At 71.1% G+C, this 24,679-nt stretch carries 19 protein-coding genes; 9 read left to right on the forward strand and 10 right to left on the reverse strand.

What is annotated here, in order from left to right; genetic code table 11:
• Nucleotides 1–33 precede the first annotated feature (33 nt).
• The 3 genes from ACFYNU_RS04815 to erm all read right to left on the reverse strand — a co-directional run bounded on the left by ACFYNU_RS04815 (nucleotide 34) and on the right by erm (nucleotide 3,677).
• A complete protein-coding gene (locus ACFYNU_RS04815) occupies nucleotides 34–1,239 on the reverse strand; it encodes a S8 family serine peptidase (RefSeq protein WP_356584647.1) in 1,206 nt (401 codons plus the stop codon).
• A gap of 420 nt (nucleotides 1,240–1,659) precedes the next feature.
• Nucleotides 1,660–2,880: a macrolide-inactivating glycosyltransferase gene (gene mgt / locus ACFYNU_RS04820; RefSeq protein ID WP_388765105.1), complete on the reverse strand. Its 1,221-nt coding sequence runs from the start codon at nucleotides 2,878–2,880 to the stop codon at nucleotides 1,660–1,662.
• The gene (gene erm, locus ACFYNU_RS04825; protein ID WP_356584645.1) at nucleotides 2,880–3,677 is read right to left on the reverse strand and encodes an ErmE/ErmH/ErmO/ErmR family 23S rRNA (adenine(2058)-N(6))-methyltransferase; all 798 of its coding nucleotides are present in this window, start codon (nucleotides 3,675–3,677) and stop codon (nucleotides 2,880–2,882) included. Before erm ends, mgt begins: the two co-directional genes overlap by 1 nt.
• A 478-nt stretch (nucleotides 3,678–4,155) precedes the next feature.
• Between erm and ACFYNU_RS04830 the strand changes: the two genes are divergently transcribed.
• The 3 genes from ACFYNU_RS04830 to ACFYNU_RS04840 are packed head-to-tail and all read left to right on the forward strand — an operon-like array spanning nucleotide 4,156 to nucleotide 6,288.
• On the forward strand, nucleotides 4,156–4,560 hold the full coding sequence (locus ACFYNU_RS04830) for a VOC family protein (protein ID WP_356584644.1): 405 nt from the start codon (nucleotides 4,156–4,158) through the stop codon (nucleotides 4,558–4,560).
• Nucleotides 4,561–4,613: 53 nt separating this feature from the next.
• Nucleotides 4,614–5,009 (forward strand): YciI family protein, encoded by a 396-nt coding sequence (locus tag ACFYNU_RS04835; RefSeq protein ID WP_356584643.1) that lies wholly within the window; start codon nucleotides 4,614–4,616, stop codon nucleotides 5,007–5,009.
• Nucleotides 5,010–5,016: 7 nt separating this feature from the next.
• Nucleotides 5,017–6,288: a sigma-70 family RNA polymerase sigma factor gene (locus tag ACFYNU_RS04840; RefSeq protein WP_356584642.1), complete on the forward strand. Its 1,272-nt coding sequence runs from the start codon at nucleotides 5,017–5,019 to the stop codon at nucleotides 6,286–6,288.
• Nucleotides 6,289–6,291: 3 nt separating this feature from the next.
• On the opposite strand, the gene ACFYNU_RS04845 is transcribed toward ACFYNU_RS04840, so the two are convergent.
• Genes ACFYNU_RS04845 through ACFYNU_RS04855 form a run of 3 tightly spaced genes read right to left on the reverse strand, consistent with a single transcriptional unit; the run spans nucleotide 6,292 to nucleotide 9,409 of the window.
• On the reverse strand, nucleotides 6,292–7,614 hold the full coding sequence (locus tag ACFYNU_RS04845; RefSeq protein WP_356584641.1) for a sugar ABC transporter substrate-binding protein: 1,323 nt from the start codon (nucleotides 7,612–7,614) through the stop codon (nucleotides 6,292–6,294).
• On the reverse strand, nucleotides 7,614–8,453 hold the full coding sequence (locus tag ACFYNU_RS04850) for a carbohydrate ABC transporter permease (protein ID WP_356584640.1): 840 nt from the start codon (nucleotides 8,451–8,453) through the stop codon (nucleotides 7,614–7,616). Before ACFYNU_RS04850 ends, ACFYNU_RS04845 begins: the two co-directional genes overlap by 1 nt.
• Nucleotides 8,450–9,409 carry a sugar ABC transporter permease gene (locus ACFYNU_RS04855; RefSeq protein ID WP_356584639.1) on the reverse strand — a complete coding sequence of 320 codons (960 nt, stop codon included), beginning with the start codon at nucleotides 9,407–9,409 and terminating at the stop codon, nucleotides 8,450–8,452. Before ACFYNU_RS04855 ends, ACFYNU_RS04850 begins: the two co-directional genes overlap by 4 nt.
• Nucleotides 9,410–9,578: 169 nt before the next feature.
• On the opposite strand from ACFYNU_RS04855, the gene ACFYNU_RS04860 reads away from it, so the two are divergent.
• A complete protein-coding gene (locus ACFYNU_RS04860) occupies nucleotides 9,579–10,445 on the forward strand; it encodes an aminoglycoside phosphotransferase family protein (protein ID WP_356584638.1) in 867 nt (288 codons plus the stop codon).
• A gap of 145 nt (nucleotides 10,446–10,590) precedes the next feature.
• On the opposite strand, the gene ACFYNU_RS04865 is transcribed toward ACFYNU_RS04860, so the two are convergent.
• Together ACFYNU_RS04865 and ACFYNU_RS04870 are read right to left on the reverse strand one after the other, a co-directional pair.
• On the reverse strand, nucleotides 10,591–11,328 hold the full coding sequence (locus tag ACFYNU_RS04865) for a 3'-5' exonuclease (protein ID WP_356584637.1): 738 nt from the start codon (nucleotides 11,326–11,328) through the stop codon (nucleotides 10,591–10,593).
• Nucleotides 11,329–11,428: 100 nt separating this feature from the next.
• Nucleotides 11,429–12,661, reverse strand: coding sequence for an SAV2148 family HEPN domain-containing protein (locus tag ACFYNU_RS04870; protein ID WP_356584636.1), 1,233 nt, complete (start codon nucleotides 12,659–12,661; stop codon nucleotides 11,429–11,431).
• Nucleotides 12,662–13,062: 401 nt separating this feature from the next.
• Between ACFYNU_RS04870 and glgX the strand changes: the two genes are divergently transcribed.
• Together glgX and treY are read left to right on the forward strand one after the other, a co-directional pair.
• Complete coding sequence (gene glgX, locus ACFYNU_RS04875; RefSeq protein WP_356584635.1) at nucleotides 13,063–15,186, forward strand: glycogen debranching protein GlgX; 2,124 nt, start codon at nucleotides 13,063–13,065, stop codon at nucleotides 15,184–15,186.
• A 153-nt stretch (nucleotides 15,187–15,339) separates the two neighbouring features.
• Entirely contained in the window at nucleotides 15,340–17,682 is a 2,343-nt protein-coding gene (gene treY, locus ACFYNU_RS04880; RefSeq protein WP_356584634.1) for a malto-oligosyltrehalose synthase, read from the forward strand.
• Between the two features lie 54 nt (nucleotides 17,683–17,736).
• Here the strand turns inward: treY and ACFYNU_RS04885 are convergent, their stop codons facing one another.
• Both ACFYNU_RS04885 and ACFYNU_RS04890 read right to left on the reverse strand, forming a co-directional pair.
• On the reverse strand, nucleotides 17,737–19,953 hold the full coding sequence (locus ACFYNU_RS04885; protein WP_356584633.1) for an MMPL family transporter: 2,217 nt from the start codon (nucleotides 19,951–19,953) through the stop codon (nucleotides 17,737–17,739).
• Nucleotides 19,954–20,104: 151 nt separating this feature from the next.
• Entirely contained in the window at nucleotides 20,105–20,653 is a 549-nt protein-coding gene (locus ACFYNU_RS04890; RefSeq protein ID WP_356584632.1) for a DUF1707 and FHA domain-containing protein, read from the reverse strand.
• 124 nt (nucleotides 20,654–20,777) lie between these two features.
• Between ACFYNU_RS04890 and ACFYNU_RS04895 the strand changes: the two genes are divergently transcribed.
• The 3 genes from ACFYNU_RS04895 (at nucleotide 20,778) to ACFYNU_RS04905 (ending at nucleotide 24,653) form a co-directional block, all read left to right on the forward strand.
• A complete protein-coding gene (locus ACFYNU_RS04895; protein WP_356584631.1) occupies nucleotides 20,778–21,686 on the forward strand; it encodes a GNAT family N-acetyltransferase in 909 nt (302 codons plus the stop codon).
• A 126-nt stretch (nucleotides 21,687–21,812) separates the two neighbouring features.
• Nucleotides 21,813–23,573: a malto-oligosyltrehalose trehalohydrolase gene (gene treZ / locus ACFYNU_RS04900; protein WP_356584883.1), complete on the forward strand. Its 1,761-nt coding sequence runs from the start codon at nucleotides 21,813–21,815 to the stop codon at nucleotides 23,571–23,573.
• 96 nt (nucleotides 23,574–23,669) lie between these two features.
• The gene (locus ACFYNU_RS04905) at nucleotides 23,670–24,653 is read left to right on the forward strand and encodes an aldo/keto reductase (protein WP_356584630.1); all 984 of its coding nucleotides are present in this window, start codon (nucleotides 23,670–23,672) and stop codon (nucleotides 24,651–24,653) included.
• Nucleotides 24,654–24,679 lie beyond the last annotated feature (26 nt).

Raw genomic sequence — 24,679 nt, forward strand, 5'->3', positions numbered from 1 at the left:
CGACCGCCGGTCCGGCACTGGTGTCGCGGTGGGTTACTCCACGACCTTCAGCAACTTGTTCGGGGTGCCCGCGTCGGCGTTGGAGATGGCGTCGGGCGTGGCGCCGTCCGTCAGGGCGGTGGCCACGTCGGCCGGTGCCGCGTCGGGGTGTCCGGCCAGATAGACCGCCGCCGCGCCGACGACGTGGGGGGTCGCCATCGACGTACCGGAGATGGTGCTGGTGTCGGTGTCGCTGCCGTTCCACGTCGACGTGATGTCGGAGCCGGGCGCGTAGATGTCCACGATCGAGCCGTAGTTGGAGAAGGACGACTGCTCGTCGTCCACGGTGGACGAGGCGACCGTGATGGCTTCCTCGACGCGCGCCGGGGAGGTGGCGCTCGCGTCGCTGGAGTCGTTGCCCGCCGCGACGCCGAAGGTGACGCCGGAGGCGATGGCCGCGCGGACGGCCTCGTCGAGGGCGGGGTCGGCGCCGCCGCCGAGGCTCATGTTGGCGACGGACGGGCCGGTGTGGTTCGCGGTGACCCAGTCGATACCGGCGACGACCTGCTCGGTGGTGCCGTTGCCGGAGTCGTCGAGGACCCGGACGGCGACGATGTTCGCCTTCTTGGCGACGCCGTGGGCGGCGCCCGCGACGGTGCCGGCGACATGTGTGCCGTGGCCGTTGCCGTCGTCGGCGTTGTCGTCGTTGTCGACCGCGTCGAAGCCGGACGTCGCGCGGCCCTCGAAGTCGGCGTGGCTGACGCGGACTCCGGTGTCGATGATGTACGCCGTGACGCCCGCGCCCGCGCTGTCCGGGTAGGTGTAGGCGTTGTCACCGGCGGTCGCGGTCTGGTCTATCCGGTCGAGGCCCCAGGACGGCGGATTGTCCTGGGTGGCGCTGATCGAGAACTTCTTGTTCTGGACGACCTTGGAGACGGCCGGGTCGGCGGCGAGACGCCCCGCCTCGGTCGCCGAAAGGCCGCTGGCGGAGAAGCCGTTGACGGCGGAGCCGTAGGTGCGGTTGACCTTGCCGCCGTACTCCGCGGCGAGGTCCTTCTTCTCGGCCTTGTCGGCCTTCTGGTCGAGCAGCACGATGTAGCTGCCCGCGACCGCGCCCTTGGCGTCGGCCCCGTACACCGTGCCGAGGGGGGTGGCCGCACCCGCCGTGGGGGAGGCGAAGGCGGTAATACCGGCCACGGCTGCCACCGCGGTGATGGCGGCGGTGAGTCTCATCCGGTGAGCGCGCTTATGAGTTGTCATGAAGAGGCTTCTCCTCGTGAGCATTTGTGGGGGGATAGCCCGCCGGACGAAGAACTTCCGGCGAACTGATTCGAAACCCTGGCCGATTGTCGCGCTCAGATCAAGACCTTCAGGCTGCTGTGACTTAGAGAACAACCTTGCTTAATACGAAATCGGCCATCCGCACGCAACTCGGACCGCGCACGCGATCTCCGTCCGTGGCGCCTTAGTTGTAAGGGGCTTCGATCCCTCTTGTCGGGGATGTGCTCACCTCACGAGAAGGACATCCGGCTACTTCCGGACCACTGGGGAGCGGGAGGAGACGGCTGGAATCCGACCATGCCTTCGAGACGGAAGAGGAGAGGAAGAGGAGGAGGGGGAGACCGGCGCGGGGCCGGGTGAGGTTCCACCCGGCCCCGCGCACCCCGCTCGCTCCGCGCGTCAGGCGGTCCGCAGCGGCAGGGCCGCCTCGATGATGTCGGCCGCCTGGCGGGTGCCGCCCTCCTTCGCCATGTCCCGCTTGATCTCCTCGCCCCTGCGGGCGACTTCGGGGTCCGCCACGAGCGTCGTGACCGCCTCTCGCAGCGCCTCGGCCGTCGCGTCCTCCATGGAGAGCCTGCACGCGACGCCGAGTCGGACGAGTGTGTCGGCGTTGCCGAACTGGTCGACGGCCAGCGGGACCGCGACCATCGGGGTGCCGGTGGCGAGGCCCTCCTGACTGCCGCCGGCGCCCGCGTGGGTGATGAACGCGTCGGCCTGCTTGAGGATGGCGAGCTGCGGCACCCAGGGACGCACCTCGATGTTGCCGGGGATCTCGCCCAGTTCGGAGGGATCGACGAACTTGCCGATCTGGAGGACGACATGCCAGCCGGGCAGGCCGCCGAACGCCTCGACGCAGGCCCGGTAGAAGTCGGGCTGCTTGGTGTTGGCCGAGCCGAGCGAGACCAGCAGCACCTTCTCGGCGCCGGCGGGCCGCGCCCACTCCCCCTGGTCGGCCCGCTCCCCCTGGCAGGCGCCGACGAAGGTGTAGACGGACTCGTCCACCCGGTCGGCGAAGAGCTGAAGTGCCTTCGGGATCAGCACGATCGCGCGATCGGGATGGACGACGAACCGGCTCAGCGGCAGGTTCATGTCGTTCTCGTCCAGCCACGCCTGGAAGCGGGCGACATAGGCCCTGCCCCGCTCGGACTCGGCGAGCTGGGCGTCCTGTGCGGCGGCGACCTCCTCGTCGTACCCCTCCCAGGCCACCATGTTCGGTGAGAGCTGGAGATACGGGACGCCCCACCGGTGGGCCAGGAGCGGCGCCGGGTAGGACGTGATGTCGCTGATGACGAGATCGGGGCGGTCTCCCTCGAACAGCTCGGCCAGTTGGGGCAGCGCCTGCGTCCCGTCGTCGAGGAAGGGCTCCAGGTTGTCGATCAGCTCGGTGCCCCAGGCGTCGGGGTCGTCGTCCATCGGGATGGTGGAGGTGTAGATCACCGGCTCGGCGCCGGTGGCGGCGACCTTCTCGGCGAAGGAGGCGGGGATCGCGTAACTGACGCGATGCCCACGGGCGACGAGTTCCCGGATGACTTCGAGACTCGGGTTCACGTGCCCGTGGGCGGCGATGGAGAACATGGCGATATGGGCACGCTGCGGTGAGGTCATGCCCACACCGTACATCAAACGAGACGAGACGTCTCGTTCAGTTTCTTGTGCAGAATCAGCCACGCCCGCGGCGGCACGAACGCGACGATCTCGGCGCGGTCGACACGCGCCGCGTCGAACGCGCCGTCCACCCGCCGGCGCGGGTGCCCGGCCCGGCGCAGCGACGCGTACAGCGATCCGCCGACCCCGGAGAAGCCGGCCTCGACCAGCCGCCGGTAGTCGGCGAGTTCGGCGGCGGGCAGCAGCGGGCGCGGACGGCGCTCGACCCGCAGGATGCCCGCGTCCACACGAGGCACCGGACAGAACTCGCGCCGCCCGATCCGGCCGAGCAGCCGCCACTCGAAGTGCGGCCAGGTCAGCACCGTCCGCAGCGACCAGCGCCCGAAGTCACCGGTGCGCCTGCGGGCGTATTCGAGCTGGGTGATGAGCGTGGCGTCGGTCAGCGCGGGCGCGCGCAGACACCAGTCGACGATGTCGGCGGTACGGGAGAAGGGCACGTTCCCGACGACGGCGAAGGGTTCGCGCGGCGGGGGTACGCCGACGAAGTCCCGCTCGTACACCCGTACATGGGGCGTCGCCCGGACGGTGGCACGGAGTCCCGGGACGAGCCCGGGGTCGATCTCGTACGCGCGCAACTCGCGGCAGTGCGGTGCGAGCGCCGTGGTCAACGCGCCCTCCCCGGGGCCGACTTCGAGCAGCAGCCCGGCCGGGTCGGGGCGGGCGGCGCGTACGAAGCGGGCGACGGTGGCGCGGTCGATGAGGAAGTTCTGCGAGAGCGTGCGGGATCGGTGCTGCTGCCGGCTGCGGGCCATGGCCTGCGTCCTGTCTCCTGGAAAGGGCTTCGTGGGCAGACGAAGGCCCTGACCGGAGCAGGGTGGAGCGGCACACGGACCACGGATCAACGGATCACGGATCAACGGACCACGGATCAACGATGACGGAGCAACGGTGACCGATCAGCCGAGACGGATCAGCTGTGCGTGATGACGGATCGCGGGTCGGTGCGCGCGGGGGACGCCGTATGTCAGCGGTCGAAGGTCCCCGGTCCGGTCAGGGCGCCGGGGACGCGCCGCAGCCGGGTGAAGGCGGCGACGGAGCCCCGGAAGGAGCGGACGTTTACGATCGCCATGAAATTGCTTCCCATGATCCGGACGCTAGACGGACCGGACCGTCTCGCACAACTGGATTTCTTTCTTCCCCAGGCGTCGGGAGACGTAGAGATCCGGCCCTCTGCTCCGACCTCGCTGTGAGACGTCCACCAGGGACGTGTGTACGAGGAGTGGAGCGGTCATGGGACTGCCAGTGGTGCATTTCGAGATCGTCGGCGCCGACCCCGCCGGATTGCGCGCCTTTTACCACGAGCTGTTCGGCTGGGACTTCGACCTGGGTGACGCCAGCAGCCCGGCGGTGTCCCGGCCCGGCGAGTACGGCTTCGTGCACGGCGACGCGAACCCCGTACCGGGCGACGGCCGGGGCGGCATCAACGGGGGCGTCGCCGGTGGTACGGGCTTCGGGCCCCGGGTGCTGTTCTACGTCGGCGTGCCCGACGTGGAAGCCGCGCTCCGGAAGGCCGAGGCCCTCGGCGGAACCCGCCGGATGGGCCCCGAACCCGAGGGCGCCGCACCCGGCACCTTCGTGGTCGGGCACTTCGCCGACCCGGAGGGCAATGTGATCGGGCTCGCCGGTTCGGCCTGATCGCCGGTCCGTGACCGGCGCCGTACCGTACATCCGGAGTGCAGGGAGTCGAGATGAAGTATCTGATCATGATCTACAGCAACCCGAAGAGCTGGGGTCACCCGGCCTTCCTCCGTACCCGCGAGGCGCTCGCGATGTCGGACGAGGAGCGGGCCCGGATGAGCGGGCAGGCGGACGAGCTGTGGCGGGAGATCACCGCGTCCGGTGAGCTGATCAGCGGCACGGCGCTGGCCGACCCGGTGAACACCAAGTCCGTGCGGGTACGTGACGGTCTCCCCGCCACCACCGACGGACCGTACATCGAGGCCAAGGAGCAACTGGCCGGGTACTTCGTGGTCGACTGCGACAGCCAGGAGCGGGCCACCGAGATCGCGGCACGCTTCCCGGACGCCCGCTTCGCAGCCGTCGAGGTACGCCCGATCATGGACACGTCCGGCCAGGAGATGTGAGCACCGCGTGCCCGAGTGCGTCGAGGATCTGCTGCGCGCTCTCGCGCCACGGGTCCTCGCCGCGCTCGTCCGCCGCCACGACGACTTCGAGGCCGCCGAGGACGCGGTGCAGGAAGCCCTGCTGGCCGCCGCCGTCCAGTGGCCGAAGGAGGGGGTGCCCACCAGCCCCGACGGCTGGCTGGTCACCGTCGCGTCCCGCAGACTGACCGACCGGATCCGCAGCGAGGCGGCCGACCGGCGGCGCGAGGAGACCGTCGCGGCGCTGACCCCCGCCGACGAGCGGTTCGCGCCCGCCGCCGACGAGCCGGCGCACGAGGACGACACGCTGACGCTGCTCTTCCTCTGCTGCCATCCCGCCCTCACCCCGCCGTCCCGGATCGCGCTCACCCTGCGCGCCGTCGGCGGGCTGTCCACGGCGGAGATCGCGCACGCCTTCCTCGTCCCCGAGGCGACGATGGCCCAGCGCGTCAGCCGTGCCAAGCAGCGGGTCAAGGCGGCGGGCGGGCGCTTCCGGATGCCACCGCCCGACGAACTCCCCGACCGGCAGCGCTCGGTCCTGCATGTGCTCTACCTGATCTTCAACGAGGGCTACACCGCCACCTCGGGCCCCGAGCTGCGCCGGGGCGAGCTGACCGGCGAGGCGATCCGGCTGACCAGGACCGTACGCCGGCTGCTCCCCGCTGCCGACGGCGAGGGCTTCATGGCCGGCGAGACCACCGGGCTGCTCGCCCTGATGCTGCTCACCGACGCCCGCCGCGCGGCCCGCACCCGCCCCGACGGCTCCCTCGTCCCGCTCGCCGAGCAGGACCGCGCGCTGTGGGACCGCACCGCCATCGACGAGGGGATCGCACTGATCTCGGACACCCTGACGCACGCCGAACTCGGGCCGTACCAGGTGCAGGCGGCCATCGCCGCCGTACACGCGGAGGCCGTACGCGCCGAGGACACCGACTGGCCGCAGATCGTCGCCCTCTACCGACTGCTCGAAGCGCTGGCGCCCAATCCGGTGGTCACCCTCAACCACGCCGTCGCCGTGTCGATGGTCTCCGGGCCGCTCGCCGGACTCGCCCTGCTCGAACCGCTCGCAGCCGAAGGGGGTCTGACGAGTCATCACCGGCTGTACGCGGTCCGGGCCCATCTGCTGGAGCGCGCCGGCGAGCACGGGGCCGCGCTCGCCGACTACCGTACGGCGGCGCGGCTGACGACCAGCCTCCCCGAGCAGCGCTATCTCCAGGACCGCGCGGCCCGCCTCGAAGCAGACGGCGCCGGCTCCCCGTGAGGATCAGCGCTGATAGCGGGCCAGCACCAGATTGCCGTCCCGCACCAGGCGTTCCTCCAGCTCCGCGCGGTCGATCGAGCCGCTGTAGTACTCCTGGAGCGCCGGGGTCGCGACCTTGTCCTTCCACTCCGGGTAGCCGCGCACCGTCTGCGCGGGCGCCGGCAGCAGATGCCGGGCGAGCGCGGCGCCCGTCGACCAGCCGTCCTCGGCCGTGTGCAGGGAGGGATCGGCGAGCGCGGCCGTACCCGTGGGCAGCATCCAGTCGCCCTGAGCGAGGCGGACCATGTTCTCGGGCCTGAGCAGGAAGTCGATGAACGCGACGGCCTCCTCCTTGTGCCGGGTGTCCTCGGCGACCGACAGGGTCTGCGGGCTGACGCCCTGTGTCGCGCCGTCGGCCCCGGCGGGCGCGGGCAGCACCGTCCACTCGAAGCCCTTCGGCGCCTGCTGGATGATCTGCTGGCGGTAGGAGAAGCCGAGCGGCACCATCGCGTACTTGCCCCCGAAGAACCCCGGCAGCGTGTCCGACCCGCCCATGCCGAGCGTGGCGCCCGACGCGCTGCCGTCGTCGTTGACCTGGGCGCGGATGACGGCGGGGACCTCGGCGTCGGCCCCCGTGTACCGAATCGTCACCTTGTCGTCGGCGCCCCGGTGGAAGAGCTGCCCGCCGGTGGACCGGCTGAGGTTGAGCGTCGCGGAGACCGGGTCCTTGAGCGGCCAGGCCACCCCGTACTCCGCCTGCCCCGCCGCCGGCTTCCGCCCCTCCCCCGCCGTCAGTTCCTTGGCCGCCGACCTGAACTCCGCCCAGCTCCAGGGCTTCTCGACGGTCGGGATCCGGACGCCGGACGCCTGGAGGATCTTCTTGTTGGCGATCAGCACGCGCGGCTCCTGGAGGAACGGCACGCCGTACACCCCGTCGCCGAACTCCGTGGTCCGCCAGCTGCGTTCGGGGATGTCCCGCTTCAGCCGGTCGGGCAGCAGTCCGTCGAGATCGGCGAGATAGCCGCCGTACGCGAAGTCGGCGAGGTCGTCGGAGGCGTCGTGGATGATGTCGGGCGCCTCACCGCCCTCGAAGGAGGTGAGCAGTTGGTCGTGGACGCTGTCCCAGCTGCCCTGCACATACTCGACGCGTATGTCGGGGTGGGCGGCGTTCCACTCCTTCACCAGTTCCTTGTTGACGGCGACCGACTCGTCCTGCCAGGCCAGGGACTGGAAGCGCAGGGTGATCCGCCCGTCCGCCGAACCGTCGTCGGGGTCCGAGCAGCCGGAGCCGGTGAGCAGCAGGATCGCGGTCGCCGCGGTGGCCACCAGCCGGGTTGTCGTACGCATCAGGTCTTCACCGCCCCGGCGAGCATGCCGCCCGTGATCCGTCGTTGGATGATCGCGAAGATGGCGAGCGAGGGAATCGTCGCGAGGAACGCCGCCGCGGCGAGCGGCCCCAGGTCCGCGACGCCCTCCGCGCCGAGGAAGTGCGTGAGGATCACCGGCAGTGTCTGCTTCTCCGGGGACTTGAGCAGGACGAGGGCGAAGAAGAACTCGTTCCACGCCGTGATGAACGCGAACATCGCGGTGGCGACGATGCCCGGCGCCAGCAGGGGGGCCGTGACCGAGACGAGCGTACGGAGCCGGCCGGCGCCGTCGACGGCCGCCGCCTCCTCCAACTCGGCCGGTACGGCCCGTACATAGCCGACCAGCATCCACAGCGCGAACGGCAGCGACCACACCACGTACACCATGATCAGCCCGAACAGGGAGTTGATCAGATGGAGGTTCTTCAGCACCAGGAAGAGCGGGATGATCACCAGGACGAACGGGAACGCCTGGCTGACCACGACCCAGCCCGTGGCCGCCTTCGCCAGCTTGCCGCGCTGCCGGGCCATCACGTACGCCATGGGCGTCGCGATGACGACGGCGATCAGCGAGGCCGAGAGCGCGACGGTGAGGCTGTTGCCGGCTGCCCTGAGCAGCGGCTGCTCGTCGAACGCCTGCCGGAAGTTCTCCAGGGTCGGGCTGTCGGGGATCCAGGTGGGATGCAGACTGCCCAGCTCACGGGCCGGTTTGAAGGCGGTGGAGAGCAGCCACAGGAAGGGGAAGGCGAGAAAGACGAGATAGCAGAGAAGGGCGAGGTACTGCCCGGCCCGTGCGGGCCCGCTGGTGCGGAGACTCATTTCTCCTCCCCCGCCTTGAGACGGCCCACCAGATAGCAGGCGAGGAGGACGGAGATGACGGCGACCATGACGCAGCCCATGGCGGCGGCGTAGCCGAACTGGCCGTAGCGGAAGGCCTCTTCGTAGGCGAAGAGCATGGGCAGTCGGGTACGGCCGCCGGGTCCGCCGCTGGTCAGCACATAGACCAGGGCGAAGGAGTTGAAGTTCCAGATGAAGTTGAGGGCCGTGATGGCGAGGGCGACCGGCTTGAGCGCGGGCCAGGTGACCGTACGGAACCGGCGCCAGGCGCCCGCGCCGTCCAGCGCCGCCGCCTCGTGCAGCTCGTCCGGGGTGTTCTGGAGTCCGGCGAGCAGCGCGACCGTGGTCTGCGGCATGCCCGCCCAGATACCGACGACGATCACGGCGGGCAGGGCGGTGGCGAGGCCGGTGAGCCAGTCGCGGCCGTCACCGAGGCCGATGTCGCGGATCGTCTCGTTGAGGATTCCGGCGTCGGCGTTGTAGACGAGACGCCACATGATGCCGACGACCACCTCGGGCATGGCCCAGGGGATGATCGCCAGGGCGCGCGCGAGCCAGAGGAAGCGGAGCCGTTGGTTAAGCAGCAGGGCGAGGCCGAGCGCGAGCAGGAACTGCGGGACGGTCACACCGACCGCCCACAGCAGGCCGATCCGGAAGGACTCCCAGAACAGGGTGTCGTGGTACAGGTCCTGGAAGTTGAGCGTCCCGATCCACTCGGTGGGCTCGGTGCGGCCGGACTGCGCGTCGGTGAAGGCGAGCGTGATGCCGTAGAGCAGGGGGCCCACGCTGAGGACGAGGATCGGTATCAGGGCCGGCAGCACCAGGAACCAGGCGCCGCGGTCGATCACCTTCTCCCGTGGCGGTCCGCCCTGCGGTGTTCTCCCGCGCCGGCGCGCGCTGTTCTTCCCGGACCGCGCCTTTGCGGTCGCCAGTGTCACGGATTCGGCTCCTTCGGGCGGCTTTGTGGGGATGGCCGCCCTGGCGGCCCCCGTCATCGTGCTGACCAGCGAGGGGTTCGTCAAGCGGACCGGCGTGAATGCGAGACTGAGTGCCGATCCGGCCTGATCGGATCGATCGGATCCGGCCGGAAGTGACGGGAGAGTTCGGATGGACGAGGCAGGGGCGCGGGCCGTACTGGACGCGGCGGGGCTCCCGGCGCACGACGCCGAACTTCTCGCGCTCGGTGAGAACGCGGTGTTCGGCGTCGGCGAGCTGGTCGTCAAGGTCGGCCGGGGCCTCGCCGAGGCCCCGGAGCTGCGGGAGCGCGCCGAGCGTGAACTGGCCGTCGCCGACTGGCTGGCGGAGAGCGGCGTGCCCGCCGTACGGGCGGCGGAACCCAAGGCCCGTACGGTGGACGGTCACCCGGTGACGCTCTGGCACCGGCTGCCCGGCGCCGTACGCCCCGCCGGCCCCGCCGACCTCGCGGCGCTGCTGCGGCTCGTCCACGCGCTGCCCGCGCCGCCCTTCGAACTGCCCCGCAGAGAACTGCTCGGCGGTGTGGAGCGGTGGCTGCGGATCGCGGGCGACGCGATCGCCCCGGCCGACGCCGACTATCTGCGGGCCCGCAGGGACGGCTTCGCCTCCGCCGCCGCGGCGCTCACCCCGCATCTGACACCCGGTCCGATCCATGGCGACGCGCTCCCCCGCAACGTCCATGTCGGCCCGGCCGGACCGGTCCTGGTCGACCTGGAGACCTTCTCCACCGATCTGCGGGAGCACGACCTGGTGGTGATGGCGCTGTCCCGCGACCGCTACGGGATGCCCTCGGAGGCGTACGACACCTTCACGGCCGGTTACGGGTGGGACGTGCGCGACTGGTCCGGCTGCGCCGTGCTGCGCGGCGCGCGTGAGACGGCGAGCTGCGCCTGGGTGGCGCAGCACGCTCCGACGAACCCGAGGGCGCTCGCGGAGTTCGTACGCCGGGTGGACTCCCTGCGCGACGGCGCCCCCGAGGTGCGCTGGCACCCCTTCTGAACGGCCTGCCGCTGCGCGGGGCTGGTCCCCTACCCGCCCCTTCCCGAAACCGGGGCTCCGCCCCGGACCCCGTACGGCCTTCGGCCGTGCCCTCAAACGCCGGGCGGGCTGAGGAGTTGCAGGGCTTCGGGTGGCGGCTGCGGGGTCAGGGGGTCGCGGGGGTCGAGGACGCCGGCATCAGTTCGCGCAGCGGCCAGTCCGCGTTGACCACCGCTTCCGTGTTGCCCTTGCGGCGCAGGAAGCTCTGGAAGTCGGCCGCCCACTCCGCGTACCAGGCGATCTGGCGCTCGTGCAGCTCCGCCGCCGTCAGGGACGCGACCTGGCGGTGGCGGCCCGCTATCGCCGTCGCCACCCGGACGGCCGCCAGCGCGTCCGCGCCCGCGTCGTGCGCGGTGTCCAGCACCACCCCGTACTCGACACAGACCGCTTCCAGATTGCGCTTGCCGCGCCGGTACTTGTCGACGGCGCGGTCGATCGTGTACGGATCGATCACCGGGCCGATCGGCCCGCCGCCCATCCGGTCGTTCAGCGACGGCAGTCCGTGCCGCGCCAACTCCGCCGCGAGCAGCGTCAGATCGAACGAGGCGTTGTACGCCACGACCGGCGCGCCCCGTGTCCAGTAGCCGACCAGGGCCGAGGCGATCTCGTCCGCCACCTCACGCGCGGGCCGGCCCTCCGCCGACGCGCGCTCGCTGGTGACGCCGTGGATCGCGGACGCCTGCTCCGGGATCCGGATGCCCGGGTCCGCCAGCCAGTCCCGCCGCTCCCGCACCGCACCGTCCCGCACCGCGATCACCGCGGCGGTCACGATGCGCGCCTCCAGCGGCTCCGTGCCCGTCGTCTCCAGATCGAATCCGACCAACGGCTCCCCGTACCAGCCCATCCCGGTCCTCCCTCATGCTTCTCCCCGTTCGGCTTTCACCCTCGCACGCGGCACTGACAACGCCGGCCGGAGCCTTGACGCGGCTTCAGGAGACACGGCTTCAGGAGACCGGTCGCGAGTCGGCCCACACCGACTCGAACTCCTCGCGGTAGGTCTGGAACAGTCCGTGCTCCTGGTCCTGGCCGACCCGGACGACATCGCGCCCGGCGCCCCGCAGCACCAGCACCGGCGCCTCCATGCCGCGCGCCCGTCTCAGATAGGACTGCACGACCGCAAGGCCGTCCGCGCCGTCCCCGTCGACCAGGTACGCGGTGAAGCGCGGGGTCTCGTCGAAGACATGGATCTCGAAGGCGCCGGGGTCGCGGAGCCGTGAGCGGACCCGGCGCATATGCAGGATGTTCATCTCCACGGACCGGCTCAGCTCGCCCTTCTTGAGACCCAGTTCGCGCTCACGGCGCTTGACCGAGCTGCTGGCCGGGTTGAGGAAGAGCAGCCGTATCCGGCAGCCGGACTCGGCGAGCCGCACGAGGCGCCGGCCGGAGAAGTTCTGCACGAGGAGGTTCAGGCCTATCCCGACCGCGTCGAGGCGCCGGGCGCCGCCGAAGAGGTCCTCGGCGGGGATCTGCCGCTGGAGGCGTACCCGGTCGGGGTGGACGGAGACGACGTCCGCGTACCGGTCGCCGACCAGGTCCTCCACGGCGTCCACCCTGAGCCGTTCGGCGGACGGCACGGCCGATCCGCTGCCCAGGATCTCCAGCAGCCGCGCGGACGCCCGCTCGGCCTGCGCGAGCACGGCCTCGGACAGCGCCCGGTTGCGGGAGACGACGTTACGGGCGACCTCCAGCTCGTCCAGGGCCAGCTCGACGTCCCTGCGGTCGTCGAAGTACGGCTGGAAGCCCGGCCAGTGCTGGATCATCAGCTCCCGCAGCTGCGGGAGGGTCAGGAAGCTCAGGACGTTGTCGTCGGCCGGGTCGAGGAGATAGCCCTTGCGCCGGGAGACCTCGCGGACGGCGACGGCACGCTGGACCCACTCCTGGCCCGCGGGTCCGGCGGCGGCCACCACCCAGTCGTCCCCGTGGACCGGTTCGTAGATGGGCTTGAGGATCGCCGACACGACGGCACGCAGCCGTTGTTCGACGAGATTCAGCCAGATATAGGCCCGGCCGGCCCGCTGGGCGCGCGTACGCACCTCGGTCCATTCCTCCGGACCCCAGTCCAGTTCCGCCCCGATCTCCATCGGCCGTGCGAGGGAGACCGCTCCGGGCGGGATGTCGCCGGAAACCCCCTCGCGACCTGGGTCACCTGGGGGTAGCTCCAGCCCTCCCGAGCTCACCCGCGCACCGCCTTCCCTCCCCTTTCAACGATCAAGGAAGGGTACTGCGCAAACGGGAGGCGGTGCAGCCGGATGCGCAGGCTCGTTTCTCAACTCCGCTGACGCGGCCCGGCGTTCTGTGTGCCGATCTCGGCCGGAGTGGGATGATTCATAGTGATTGGGCCTGGTGACGGATGGTCGGCCGAGGGGCGGCGTATGGTCTGATTCCGGCCATATACGACGTCAGGACACGGTCCGGCAACGGGGTGGTGCTCCGAGAACCCGAAGTTGACCCGCGAGGGCGGCCCGGCTGCTTCCGGCCCGGCTTCTGCACCGGCCTGCTAGGAGGTTGCGCCACTTTCGGGGAGTATCTGTCCGAAGAAAGCCCGAGCACCCGGATCAGAAGTGGAAGAGTCATATCTATGCAGGTCTGGCCGGGACAGACGTATCCCCTCGGCGCCACGTACGACGGCGCCGGAACCAACTTCGCGGTCTACTCAGAGGCCGCGCACCGGATCGAGTTGTGCCTCCTGCACGACGACGGTTCAGAAACGGCGGTGGAGCTCCGCGAGACAGACGCCTTCGTCCGGCACGCCTATCTGCCGGGCATCATGCCCGGACAGCGCTACGGCTTCCGGGTCCACGGGCCGTACGAGCCCGAGAACGGGCAGCGCTGCAACTCGTCGAAACTGCTTCTGGACCCGTACGCCCGCGCGATCAGCGGCAGCATCGACTGGAACGAGTCGGTGTACGGCTACCACTTCGGCAAGCCGGACTCGCGCAACGACATGGACTCGGCGCCGCACACGATGACGGCCGTCGTGGTCAACCCGTACTTCGACTGGGGCGACGACCGCCGTCCCCGGACCGACTACCACCGCACCGTCATCTACGAGGCCCATGTGAAGGGCCTGACGATGCTGCATCCGGAGCTGCCGGAGGAGCTGCGCGGTACGTACGCGGGGCTCGCCCATCCGGCGGTGATCGAGCATCTGACCGAGCTGGGCGTGACCGCGCTGGAAATAATGCCGGTGCATCAGTTCGTGAACGATCACCGGCTGGTGGACGCGGGTCTGGCCAACTACTGGGGCTACAACACCATCGGTTTCTTCGCGCCGCACAACACCTACGCCTCCTGGGGAGACCGGGGCGAGCAGGTGCTGGAGTTCAAGCAGGCGGTGAAGGCGCTGCACGAGGCGGGCATCGAGGTGATCCTCGACGTCGTCTACAACCACACGGCCGAGGGCAACCATCTGGGCCCCACGCTCTCCTTCAGGGGCCTCGACAACGCCTCCTACTACCGGCTCGGCGCCGACAACCCGCGTTACTACACGGACACCACCGGCACCGGGAACTCCCTCCTGATGCGCAGTCCGCACGTGCTCCAGCTGATCATGGACTCGCTGCGGTACTGGGTGGAGGAGATGCACGTCGACGGCTTCCGCTTCGACCTCGCCGCGACACTGGCCCGTCAGTTCCACGAGGTGGACCGGCTGTCGTCGTTCTTCGACCTGGTCCAGCAGGACCCGGTGGTCAGCCAGGTGAAGCTGATCGCCGAGCCGTGGGACGTGGGCGAGGGCGGCTACCAGGTGGGGAACTTCCCGCCGCTGTGGACCGAGTGGAACGGGAAGTACCGCGACACCGTCCGCGACCTGTGGCGGGGCGAGCCGCGCACCCTGGCGGAGTTCGCGTCCCGGCTCACCGGTTCGTCCGACCTCTACCAGGACGACGGGCGCCGTCCGCTGGCGTCCATCAACTTCACCACCTGCCACGACGGCTTCACCCTGCACGACCTGGTCGCCTACAACGACAAGCACAACGAGGCGAACGGCGAGGGCAACAGGGACGGCGAGAGCCACAACCGCTCGTGGAACTGCGGGGTGGAGGGTGAGACCGACGACCCCGAGGTGCTGGAGCTGCGCGACCGCCAGGTGCGTAACTTCATCGCGACGCTGATGCTGTCCCAGGGCGTGCCGATGCTCAGTCACGGCGACGAGTTCGGCCGTACGCAGGGCGGCAACAACAACGCGTACTGCCAGGACAACGAGGTCGCCTGGGTGCACTGGCCCGAGAAGGGCGACGAGAAGAACAAGGGGCTGCTCGCCTTCACCCAGACCATGGTCTGGCTGCGGCGCGACCATCCGGTCTTCCGGCGGCGGCGGTTCTTCCACGGCCGTCCGGTGGAGGGGACGCACGACGAGCTGTCGGACATCTCGTGGTTCACCCCTGAGGGTGAAGAGATGATTCAGGGCGACTGGGACGCGACCGACGCGAAGGCCATGTCGGTCTTCCTGAACGGACAGGCGATCTCGGAGCCGGGGCCGCGTGGCGAGCGGATCTCGGACGACTCGTTCCTGCTGATGTTCAACGCGAGCGCGGAGGAGCTGGAATTCGCCGTGCCCGCCAATCTCGGCAGCCAGTGGCGGATCGTGGTGGACACGGCCCGTCCGGAGGGCGTACCGCCCGGCGACGGTCCGAAGGTCGACGCGGGCGAGCGGATCACGATGATCGGCCGCAGCATGACGGTGCTGGTGCGGCAGGTCTAGAGGCGATCAGGCAGGATGGGGCGGGGGTACGGTCCGTACCCCCGCCCGGTCGTGCCCGCCCCTGAGGGGCGTACGCGCCGCTCCGGGCCTGCCGGGCTGCCGAATGCGTGAGCAGATGACACAGATATCGCTGAGCGGGGTACGTACGTTCGCATGACGCCCTCTGCCACCTACCGACTCCAGCTCCAGCCGGACTTCCCCTTCGCGTCCGCCGCCAAGGCGGTGCCGTACGTGGCCGCGCTGGGGATCTCGCATCTGCATCTGTCCCCGGTGCTGGAGGCCGTACCGGGTTCGACCCATGGATACGACGTCGTCGACCACTCGCGCGTACGCGCCGAGCTGGGAGGCGAGGAGGGACTGCGGCAGCTGGCCCACCGGGCCCGCGAGTACGGGCTCGGGATCGTTCTCGACATCGTGCCCAACCACATGGCGACCGCGCCCCGGTACAACGGGGCCCTGTGGGAGGTGCTGCGGGAGGGCCCGGCGTCCCCGTACGCGCGCTGGTTCGACATCGACTGGGAGGCGGGCGGCGGGAAGCTGCTGCTGCCGGTGCTGGGCGGGCCGGTGGGCGGCGAACTCGCCGCGCTGCGGGTCGAGGACGGCATGCTGCACCACGGCGAGCAGCGCTTCCCCCTGGCGGCCGGCACGGAGGAACTGCCGCTGCCCGCGCTCCTGGACGCCCAGCACTACCGGCTCGCGTGGTGGCGACTGGGCCGCACCGAGCTGAACTATCGGCGTTTCTTCACCATTTCCGACCTGATCGGGGTGCGGGTGGAGGACCCGGAGGTCTTCGCCGCGACGCACGCCAAGATCCTCGAACTCGTCCGGGACGGGGTCGTCGACGGGCTGCGTATCGACCATCCGGACGGTCTGGCCGATCCGGAGGCGTATCTGCGGCGTCTCAACGAGGAGACGGGCGGGGCCTGCTGGACGGTGGTGGAGAAGATCCTCACCGGTGACGAACCGCTGCCCGCGAGCTGGCCGGTGGCCGGCACGACGGGGTACGACGCGCTGCACCACATCGACGGACTGTTCACCGACCCGGTCGGCGCCGACGAACTGGCCCAGCGGTTCCGGGAGTTCAGCGGGCCCGCGGGTGACCGGGGCGGTTACTGGGAAGCGACCGTGCGACGCGCCATGTACAAGGTCGTCATCGACGAACTGGCCTCCGAGACGGGGGCGCTGGCCCGGATCGCGGAGCGGATCTGCGCGGCGGACGTGACGCTCCGCGACATCGCGCCGTGGGCGCTGCGGACGGCGATCAGGGAACTGCTGGTCCGGGTGCCGGTCTACCGGCCCTACGCGGTCGCGGGCGAGGTGTGCCGGGAGTCCGACGAGGCCGCGGTGTCGGACGAGGCGGTGCGTCAGGCACGGGCGGCGTTCGCGGTGCCGGAGGAGGCCGCGGCGGTCGACGTCGTACGGGAGTTGGCCCTCGGCAGGCTCGGCGGCGGCCCCGACCGGGCGGCGTTCTGCGCGCGGTTCGCCCAGACGTCGTCCGCGCTGCGTGCCAAGGCCGTGGAGGACACGGCGTTCTACCGTCATGTGCCGCTGCTGTCCGCGAACGAGGTCGGCGGCGATCCGGGGCGGCCCGCGGTGAGCCCGGAGCGCTTCCACGACTACTGCGCGCGCCTCGCCCGCGACTGGCCCGCCACCGGGACCGTACTGACCACGCACGACACCAAGCGCAGCGCGGACGTACGGGCGGCGATCGCCGTGCTGTCCGAGTGTCCCGAGCGGTGGGACGCGTTGCTGCGCCAGCTGGCGGGGGTCGCCGCGCCGGATGCCCAACTGGCCTGGCAGGCCTGGCAGACGGCGGTCGGCTTCACCCCGGCCGAGGCGCCGCCGGACGGCGCCCGGATGGAGCCGGCGCTGCTGAAGTCCGTACGGGAGGCGGGGCTGTACACCAGCTGGACGGAGCCGGATCCGGTGTACGAGCAGGCCGTACGGGACTTCATGGAGGCGGGTCCGGCGGGCCGGCCGCGCGAGGCGGTGGCCCGGCTCACCCGTGAACTCGCCCCGTACGTACGGGCGAACACGCTCGGCGCCGCGCTGGTCCATCTCACGATGCCGGGCGTGCCGGACATCTACCAGCGCAGCGAGCGGGAGTATCTGGCCCTGGTCGACCCGGACAACCGCGAACGCTTCCGTACGGGCCCGCCCGACGAGAAGACGGTGCTGACGGTGGCGGCCCTGACCCTGCGCCGCGAACGCCCGCACGCCTTCGCGGAATCGGCCACGTACACACCCCTCCCGGCGACGGGTCCGGCGGCCGACCACTGTCTGGCGTTCGCCCGCTCGGGCGAGGTCATCACGGTGGCCACCCGGCTCTCCCTGCGCCTGGCAGCATCGGGCGGCTGGTCGGGCACGGTACTGGAACTCCCGGCCGGCCGCTGGACGGACGCGCTCTCCCCGGACCGCGATTTCCCGGGCGGCCCGGTCTCCCTGACGGAACTCCTCTCGACAAGCCCGGTGGCGCTCCTGTCACGCCGCGAGTAGCCCGGACGGGCGGGGCGGGGACCGCACCAGCGGGCCCCGCTCCGGTCCGCGCGGTCAGGGGCCGCCGTGCGCGGCCTTCGACGGGATATCGGCCGGTGCCGCGCCGGGCACCGCGGCGCGCGACTTCTCGCGCAGCAGCTCCGGGCGGGCGGGCCACCACACCCGGTCTCCCAGCAGTGCCATCGCCGACGGCAGGATCAGCGCCCGCAGCACGATCGCGTCGAAGAGCACCGCCACGGTGAGGCCCACAGCGATCTGCTTCATCTCGATCCGGTCGATGAACAGGAAGCTGACGAAGACCGAGACCATGATGACCGCCGCGCTCGTGACGACGCTCGCCGAACCGGCTATGCCCTCGACCACCGCCTCGCGCGTCGGCACCCCGCGCCGCACCCGCTCCTTGATCCGGCTCACCACGAAGATCTGGTAGTCCGTCGAGAGCCCCACCATGATCGTGAGGATCATCAGCGGGTTGCGGGAGCCGACGAACCCGGTGGAGTCGAAGCCGAGCAGGCCCTCCGCCCAGGTCCCCTGGAAGACCAGCGCGAGCACGCCCCAGGAGACGGCGACGGCAGCCGTGTTGAGCGCCACGCCCAGCAGGGCCAGGGGGACGGAGCGGAAGGCCGCGTACATGATCACGAGGGTGGTGAGCGAGACGAGCAGGATCACCCAGGGCAGCCGCCCCTCCTGGTGGGCCGCGTAGTCCACACCGCCGGCCGTCTCACCCGAGACGGCCGTCTCGGCGCCCTCGACCCGCCCGACGGTGGCCGGGACGAGCACGTCCCGCAGGCGGGTGAGCGACCGCTCCGCCTCGTCGGAGTTCTGCGGGTGGGGAACGGGCAGTCGCAGCAGGGCGGTTCGGCCGTCCTTCGACACGACCGGCTCCGGCCCGCCGCCCTGGGCGAAGAGCGGGTCGCCCTCGGTGCGGGCGGCGAGCCGCCGCAGCTCTTCCCGCGCCTCGTCGGCGTGCGCCCCGTCCGTCCTCACCAGCACGAGATGCGCGATGCCCCGGTCGGGATACGCCTGCGTCAGCCTGTCGTACGCGGCGACCGACGGCACGCTGTCCGGGAAGGTCTCCTTGCCTTCCGTACCCATGACCATGCCCAGCGCGGGCAGCGCGAGGGCCGCCGTCGCCGAGACGCCGACCAGCAGGGTGACGAGCGGCCTGCGCATCACCGGGCGCAGCACGGCGGTCCACAGCCGGGAGCCGTCCGCGCGCGGCCGTCCGGCGCGCCGGCTCCTGCTGCCGTCCATCCGGGGGCCGAGCTTCGCGAGCAGCGCCGGCAGCACGGTCAGCGACGCGGCGACCGCCACGAGCGTCGCCAGGATCGCGCCGGTCGCGATGGACGAGAAGATGACGTCGTCCACGACGTAGAGCCCGCAGAGCGCCAGCACGACGGCGAGTCCGGAGTCGACGACGGCACGCCCCGAGGTGGCGGCGGCCAGCTCCACGGCGGCGACCCGGCTGATGGTGCCGCCCGACTTCTCACGCTCCTCCCTGGCCCGCTTGAGATAGAAGAGCGAGTAGTCGACTCCGACGGCCATGCCCAGCATGAAGACGACGCTGACGACCGCGCCGCCCGCGTCGGGGAAGACCCAGGACGCCAGCCCGTAGAGCCCGATGGCGCCGCCGATCGCGGAGACCGAGAGCAGCAGCGGGATCCCGGCCGCCAGGACGGTGCCGAAGACGACGAACAGGATGACGAAGGTGATCGGCAGACTGATCATCTCGGTCCGCTGAAGGTCGGCCGCCTGGCCGTCGTTGACCCCGTTGGAGATGGAGGCGCTGCCGGTCTGTTCGACCGTCAGGCCCGGGTGCGCGTCCCGGACGGCCTCGGTCTGCGCCAGCAGCGCGTCGACATCGGTCTTGGCGGTCTCCTTGTCACCGCGCAGGGTGACGGTGACCAGCAGCGACGAGCCGTCCTTCGCGGCGACCGGACCCGCGACGGACACCACGGCCGGCAGCTTCTCCATCCGCCGCTCCACGGCGCCCGCGGCGGCCCGCGCCTCCGCGACGTCGAGCGCCCCCTCGCGGGAGGCGATCAGCACGTCCTCCTGGGGCGCCGGGGTGAGGCCGCTGTGCTGGGCCATCGCCTCCGCGCGGCCCGCCTCGCCGACCCAGAAGTCCTCGAACGTGCCCTTGTTCGTCCCCACGGCCGCGCCCGCGCCGACGCAGAGCGCGAGAAACACCAGCCATCCCACGACCGCGCGCCACGGATGGACGGCGCACCAGCGCGCGACCCCGACGATGAACCGTCCTCTGCCCGGCATGACAGGACCCCCCGTGTGACCTGATCGGCTGTTGATGATCAGGTTCCCGCCCGAGGTGTATCCAGGTCACTGGGGCAGACCGCACAACGTACCTGCGGTTTTCCCTACCAACACCCCGTGGAGAGCCGCACGTTGGGCAGGTCCGGTCCGCTCAGTGCGCCGCGAGGCGGAAGCTCAGCTCGCCGAAGCTCACCATGTCCCCGTCGTACACGACGACGGTCCCCGTCACCCGGCGCCCGTTGACCGTCGTGCCGTTGGTCGACCCGAGATCCCGCAGGATCCACCGCCCGTCCCGCATCCCCAGCTCGGCGTGGAGCCGCGAGACGGTGTCATGGGTGAGCCGCAGCCCGTTCATCGGATCACGGCCGATACGCAGCGGAATCGGGCCCGGGTCGGGCATCAGCAGCTTCGGCACCCGTTCGACCTGCCAGGCCCTGCGCAGCCGCCCGGAGAACGCGGACGCCCGCCCCACCGCGCTGAACAGCCGTTGTGTCCACCGCCCGTCGGTGTCCAGGTCGGCCGTCAGCACCTGCAACTCGTCGGACCTGCGCGCGGCCAGCGCGAGATCCATGCGGCGTATGAAGGTGTCGTGCGACAGCTTGCCCTGCGCCGCCCCTTCTCTCAGGACCGCGAGCACACGGTCGCGCTCGGCGTCGGAGAGCCGCGCGGGATACGTGTGGAACTCGAACGAGGACGTCACATGACTGATTGTCGGGCCGAGTTCGTGACGTGTCCAGAAGGGCCATTCCACGGTGACGAAATTGGTTCGCACGGCCACTTGCTGGTCGTTTACGGTGAGCGCCCCTTCCTGGAGGCTCACTTACATGACCGATCCGGTCTTTCGTCAACTCGCCGACTCCGAAGCCGCGCTGTTCCGTTCACTGCCCGATCCCGGACTCGTCGGGCGCGCGATCACCGGGGTCGAGTACCGCACCGTCGCCGAGGGCGGTGACTACCGGCCCGAGTGGAGCTGGGTGGCGCTGCGCGACGGCGTCGTCGTGGCCCGTGCCGCGTGGTGGGGCGGGCCCGACGACCGGGAGCCGTTGCTCCTGAACTGGTTCGATGTCGCGCCGGGCGAGGAGGAGGCGGGCGCGGAGCTGCTCCGCCGCGCCCCGTGGCAGGTCGAGTACGAGGTGATCGTGCCCCCCGGCTGGCGCGAGGACCCGGTGGTCCGCGCGGCCGTCGAGTCCCGGACGGACGTCGCACAGGCCGCCGGGATGAAGCCGCTGGTCGAACGCTACATCTACCGGTGGACGCCCGAGCTGGGGCTGCCGGAGCGGCCGGGCCGGCTGGAGTTCCGCCCCGAGCCGGACGATGACGTGATCCTCGACGTGCTGCGCCGCGTCCACTCGGGCACGCTCGACGCGCACGCGCTGCGCGCGATCGACGCCTCGGGGCTGGATCTGGCCGCCCAGGAGGATCTCGACTTTCTCCGCTGGTTCCCGTCGCCGCGCGAGTGGTGGCAGCTGGCCTACGACCCGGCGGGCGAGCTGGTCGGCATCCAGGTGCCCGCGCGCAACCCGGCGGGGCCGTGCGTCGGGTTCATCGGGGTCGTACCGGAGCAGCGCGGGAAGGGATACTCGTACGACCTGCTGGTGGAGTGCACGAACGTGCTGGCGGAGACCGGGGCGGAGTTCATCGCGGGCGCGACGGACCAGGGGAACTTCCCGATGGCCGCGCAGTTCGCCCGCGCGGGCTACCCGGTGGTCACGGAGCGGGTCACCCTGATCTGACGGGCGGATCTGTCCGGATCCGGTCGTGTCCTCCGAAACGACGCGATCATCGGGCCTCCTGGCCGCACTCTTGTCACCATGTGGGTGAAGAGTGCCGACGGCGAAGGCGACAGAGGGGGACCACTCGTGCAGTTCGAGGTCTGGGCACCGCAGGCGCGGGACCGCGTGACCCTCCACAAGGAGGACGCGTCCGAGCGCACCGACCACCCCATGACCCGCGACCCGTCGCGCGAGGGCTGGTGGACCGCCGACGCGCCCGCGGCCGACGGCACCCGCTACGGCTTCGCCCTGGACGACGGCCCCGTGCTGCCCGATCCTCGCTCCCGCCGCCAGCCGGACGGTCCGGACGGGCTCAGCGCGGTCGTCGACCCCGCCTCGTACGAATGGTCGGCGCCGTGGCACGGCCGGCCGCTGCCGGGCGCCGTCCTGTACGAGCTGCACATCGGCACGTTCACCGACGAGGGCACCCTGGACGCCGCGGCGGCCCAGCTGCCCCCGCTGGCCGCGCTGGGCATCACACATGTCGAGCTGATGCCGGTGTGCCCCTTCCCGGGGACGCACGGCTGGGGGTACGAGGGTGTCTCGCTGTGGGCGGTGCACGAGCCGTACGGCGGACCCGAGGCGCTGAAGCGCTTTGTCGACACGGCGCACGGGCTGGGCCTCGGCGTCGTACTGGACGTGGTGCACAACCACCTCGGCCCGTCCGGCAACTACCTGCCGCTGTTCGGCCCGTACTTCACCGACACGCACCACACCCCCTGGGGATCGGCCGTCAACCTCGACGCCCCCGGCTCGGACGAGGTCCGCGCGTATCTGCTCCAGAGCGCGCTCGCCTGGCTGCGCGACTACCACTTGGACGGCCTGCGCCTCGACGCGGTGCACGCCCTCGCCGACGGCCGCGCGCTGACCTTCCTGGAAGAGCTGTCCACCGCCGTCGACGCGCTCTCGGTGGAGCTGGCCCGGCCGCTGTTCCTGATCGCCGAGTCCGACCTGGGCGATCCTCGTACGACCACACCGCGCCCGCAGGGCGGCCTCGGGCTGCACGCCCAGTGGAACGACGACTTCCACCACGCGCTGCACGCCGCCCTCACCGGTGAATCACAGGGCTACTACGCCGACTTCGCGGCCCGCCCGGTCGCCGCACTGGCCAAGACCCTGACCCGTGCCTTCTTCCACGACGGTACGTATTCGAGCTTCCGGGGCCGGACGCACGGCCGCCCCGTCGACCCCGGCAGAACCCCCTCCCACCGCTTCCTCGGCTACGCCCAGACCCATGACCAGATCGGCAACCGCGCGCTCGGCGACCGGCTGTCGGCGACCCTCTCCCCCGGTCTGCTGGCGTGCGCCGCGACGCTCGTCCTGACCGGGCCCTTCACACCGATGCTCTTCATGGGCGAGGAGTGGGGCGCGCGTACGCCCTGGCAGTTCTTCACCGACCACCAGGATCCCGAACTGGCGGAGGCCGTACGCAACGGCAGACGGCGGGAGTTCGCGGCGCACGGCTGGGCGGCGGAGTCCATCCCCGACCCGCAGGACCCCGCCACGCGCGACCGCTCGTGCCTGGACCGGACGGAGGCGGCCCGCGAACCGCACACCCGGCTGCTGGCCTGGCACCGTGACCTGATCGCGCTGCGCCACAGCCACGCGGACCTGTCGGATCCGGACCTGGTGACGGTGAAGGTGGCGTACGACGAGGGCGCGCGCTGGCTCGCGTACCGGCGCGGCGATCTGCGGATCGCGCTGAACCTGTCCGCGCGCCCCGTCGAGATCCCGCTGGGCGGCCGGAGCGGCCAGGTGCTGATGGCCTGGGACCCGGTCCACGCGCCCGGCCCGGACGGGGTGCTGCGGCTGCCGCCGGAGTCGTGCGCGGTACTGGCGGGCGGCTGAACTCCCCCCGCCCCAAAGGGATTGCGCTGCCGGAGGAATCGGCCGACAGAAGAAACAGCGGGCCTCGTGTGCACTCGAACGTCTAGCGTCGGAGGCATGAAGCAGCGAACTCTCGGTAGAACAGGACTCCGCGTCAGCGAACTCTGTCTCGGCACGATGACTTTCACCAAGGACGACGAGGCGGGCGCGCACCGCATCCTCGACACCTTCACCGAGGCGGGCGGCACCTTCCTGGACACGGCGGACGCGTACGGCCGGGGCGTCTCGGAGGAGGTCATCGGCGGATGGCTGAAGGGGCGCGACCGCGACGGCCTGGTCATCGCGACGAAGGTGGCCCTTCCGATGGGCGAGGGCGCCAACGAGGAGGGCCTGAGCCGCAAGCACATCATCGCGGCGGTGGAGGCGAGCCTGCGGCGGCTCGGCACCGACTACATCGACCTCTACCAGACGCATGTCTGGGACTTCAGAACCCCGATCGAGGAGACCCTCGGGACGCTCGACACCCTCGTGAGGGCGGGCAAGGTCCGCTACACGGGCGCCAGCAACGTCTCGCCCGGCCAGCTCCAGCGGGCGCTCGACGTGGCGGACCGGCGGGGCTGGGCCCCGTACGTCTGCCTCCAGCCGATCTACAACCTCCTGGCACGCGAGGTGGAGTGGGAGCTGCTGCCGCAGAGCGAGGCGGCGGGTGTCGGCGTCATCCCGTACAGCCCGCTCCAGGGCGGCTGGCTCACCGGCAAGTACCGGCGCGGCATGACATCGGTCCCGCCCGGCAGCCGCGAGTCCCACGGCGACGGCGAGAGCTGGCGCGGCCGGGACAACGAGGAGACATGGCGGGTCGTGGAGACGGTCCAGGCGATCGCCACCGAGTTGGAGCGCACCCCCTCGCAGGTGGCACTGCGCTGGCTGCTGGACCGCCCGGGAGTCACGGCCCCGATCATCGGCGCGCGGACCCTGGAGCAGCTGAAGGACAATCTGGGCGCGGTGGACACGGAGTTGAGCGAGGCTCAGACCGCCCGGCTGGACGAGGCGAGCGCCCGGCCGCTGCCGTATCCGTACGACGTGCTGTCGCACTTCAGCTGAGACCTTTCCGGTACGGCTCCGGGCGA

Origin of the sequence: Streptomyces sp. NPDC006643 (genome assembly GCF_042870175.1) — a bacterium.
Lineage (GTDB): Bacteria > Actinomycetota > Actinomycetes > Streptomycetales > Streptomycetaceae > Streptomyces.